Below are 2,543 nucleotides of genomic sequence, written 5' to 3'. Positions count from 1 at the left end.
GGGCTCGAGCGCGGCGCGCTGGCGCTGCCGCTGCTCGGCTTCAACCTCGGCGTCGAGCTCGGCCAGTTGCTCGTCGTCGCGCTGCTGCTGCCGCTGGCCTTCCTGCTGCGCGAGACACGCGCGTACCGGCTGGGCGCGGTACGGCTGGGTTCTGCTGGGATCGCGGCGCTGGCTGGCGTGTGGCTGGTGGAGCGGGCCTTCGACGTGCACCTCCTCCCCGCCTGAGCAACTGCTGCGGCGCGGAGTGGTTCTGTCCCGTTTATGGACTCGACGCCTTTTGCAAGCCCTACTCCTTGAGCACCGCGTAGTCCAGAGCTTTGTTTGAGGGCTGTCTCTCGCCACTGCCCCTTCCACAAAGCGGCCCTTGGGGAAAGACGCCTTTTGGCCGGAAGTGTCTGTTGTGCAGGAGCCTGCACAGGACGGTCACGCAGTGACCTGCCTGTCCACGGCCACTGTATTTCTTTCGTGGTGGCCGATCGGTCGGGCTGGTGCGGAGTCCCATTTCAAGGACGGGGAGGGCGGGAAGCGGGTTGGAGAAACACAGCGAGGCCGCGGTGCGCTGGCGCTGGCCAGCGCCGGGCTTGAACGCGATCAGCAGACGGTTCGCTTGGAGGAAATGGCCATCGTGCAGGCCTGAATCGGCTGGACGTGCCTTGCCACATCGAGCTTCCCGGGCTAAGCGGGGTAGGCCAGGCGGCTGTGGCGTCGCTGCTGGTAAGAATCTCGATCCACTCGCGGATCGCCGCCATGGCCCGCGCTCGCGTCTACCAGCGCCGCTGGTGCACGAGCCCGGTCTTCAGGCTGCCCCTGCAAGCTCTCGATCGGGGCGTTGTCGTAGCAGTGTTGTCCTGGTGGCGGCTCATTGGCTCAAGGCTTTTAGGCGTTCCATGACGAGGCCGGCGCGCTCCGGCTCGGCCAACAGGCCCGGCAGCACGTTCGCGAAGTCCTGGTTCTTCAACAGAGGGCCGAAGGCCGCGGCAACGGCCTCTCGGAGTTCGGCGGGTGCGGCGGCCATCTCTTCGGCCAGCTCCTCGCGCCCATCGACGATGTTCAGAACGTCCTCAAGGTCATGGCTGGTCAGGAAATCGCCGCCACCTCGGCTGGAAAAGGCTTCCAGCTTGGTGGCGACGAAGGCCTCGGCGCTGACCAGCCGGATCGTGATGCCGTTGCCCAGGTCTACGGACACGGCAGTTTCCACCGCGTAGGGGTACCAGCGGTTCGAGAAGCCCAGCACTTCCGGCAGCACCGGCATCAGGTCGAAGAGCACACCCGACTCCTTGTGTACCCAGCGGCAAATCACGTCGCTGTTGACATCCCGCGCATTCCATAACGTGTATCAGCGCCGCGCGGTGTGCACGACCGGCCTGCGCGCACGCTGCGACTACCGCCGCCCAGAACCGGGTCGGCGGCATGCCTGCAGATCGGCATGCCATGCGCAGGGTCGGGGGCTATGTGGTGCCTGCAGCCGCCAGCGCCAGCACGATGCGCCTGCAGCACTCCGCGTCGTACCGCGCACGGTGCGCGGCGCCCTCGGGGGGCGCGGCGCCGACGATCGACAGCGCCAGCCCCAGGTCCGGCCAGCGCCCCCCGTTGGCGCCGGTCAGCAGCTCCATCGTGCACGCCCACTCGGCCGCCACGAGCGGCGCGCAGCCGTGCGCGTCCGAAGTCTGATCGACGAGCCGAGCGTCGAAGCCGGCATTGTGCGAGACCAGCAGCCGCCCGGCGGTGAGCTGGCGCAGCTGCGCGTCGACCTCGGCCCATGCCGGCGCGCCGGCGAGCTCCGCATCGGTGATGCCATGCACGCTGCGCGCGCCCTCGGCGACCGCGCAGCTCGGCCGCACCAGGGTGTCGAGCAGCACGGCGCCGCGCGCGTCGAGCAGCGCAAGCTCCACCACTTGATCGGCCTCGTCCAAGCCGGTCGTTTCAGTGTCGAGGAACAGCGGCTCGCGCAGCAGCCACCTGGCCGCGGTCTCATACGAACTCCATCTGCTCTCCGGAATCCAATGCTGGATGCGATCGGACCCGGGAGCGATGCGATGTCACATGACGTAGTGGGGGTGGCGCGACGCTGGAGCGCGCAGGAGCTCGAGGCTGCGGCGCGCCACGAGCGCGACGGCCGGGCGCGCAGCCGGCTGCTGGCGCTGCGCCACTTGGCGCTGGACCACTCGGTGGCCGAGACCGCCGGGCAGTTCGCGCTGGGCAAGAGCCAGCTCTACGACTTCTACGACTGGATCCGGCGCTTCGAAGCCGAGGGGCTCGCCGGGCTGCACGACCGCCCGCGCCCGGGCGCGCGCCAGCGCCTGGCGCACGAGCGCGAGGCGGAGTTCCTGCGTCGGGTGCACGAGGGTCCGCCTGCGAGCAGCGGGCTGGCCGCCTGGCGGGGGGAGGATCTGCGGGTGCTGCTGCGCGAGGAGTTCGGCGTCGAGTACAGCCTCAACGGGGTGTACCTGCTGCTGCACCGGCTCAAGCAGTCGAGCCTGGTGCCCCGCCCCCACCATCCGCAGTCCGACGACGCTGCCCGGGCGGCTTTTAAAAAACGAGCT

Annotated in this window: 4 protein-coding genes; 2 read left to right on the top strand and 2 right to left on the bottom strand. The window is 69.1% G+C overall.

Translation table 11 applies throughout. The features are described from left to right. On the top strand, nucleotides 1-225 hold a 225-nt coding region (locus D3A59_RS24740), incomplete at its 5' end, for a HupE/UreJ family protein (RefSeq protein WP_205665273.1). A 634-nt stretch (nucleotides 226-859) separates the two neighbouring features. Here the strand turns inward: D3A59_RS24740 and D3A59_RS24735 are convergent. Then, the gene (locus tag D3A59_RS24735) at nucleotides 860-1,267 is read right to left on the bottom strand and encodes a hypothetical protein (protein WP_205665272.1); all 408 of its coding nucleotides are present in this window, start codon (nucleotides 1,265-1,267) and stop codon (nucleotides 860-862) included. A gap of 181 nt (nucleotides 1,268-1,448) precedes the next feature. Further along, nucleotides 1,449-1,940, bottom strand: coding sequence for a 3'-5' exonuclease (locus tag D3A59_RS24730; RefSeq protein ID WP_272868096.1), 492 nt, complete (start codon nucleotides 1,938-1,940; stop codon nucleotides 1,449-1,451). Between the two features lie 96 nt (nucleotides 1,941-2,036). On the opposite strand from D3A59_RS24730, the gene D3A59_RS24725 reads away from it, so the two are divergent. Next, nucleotides 2,037-2,543 (top strand): winged helix-turn-helix domain-containing protein (locus D3A59_RS24725; protein ID WP_170162397.1); only part of this gene is annotated, 507 nt, incomplete at its 3' end.

The organism is Caldimonas tepidiphila, from assembly GCF_003569765.1.
Lineage (GTDB): Bacteria > Pseudomonadota > Gammaproteobacteria > Burkholderiales > Burkholderiaceae_C > Caldimonas > Caldimonas tepidiphila.
This window is presented reverse-complemented; position numbering and strand designations above follow the sequence as displayed.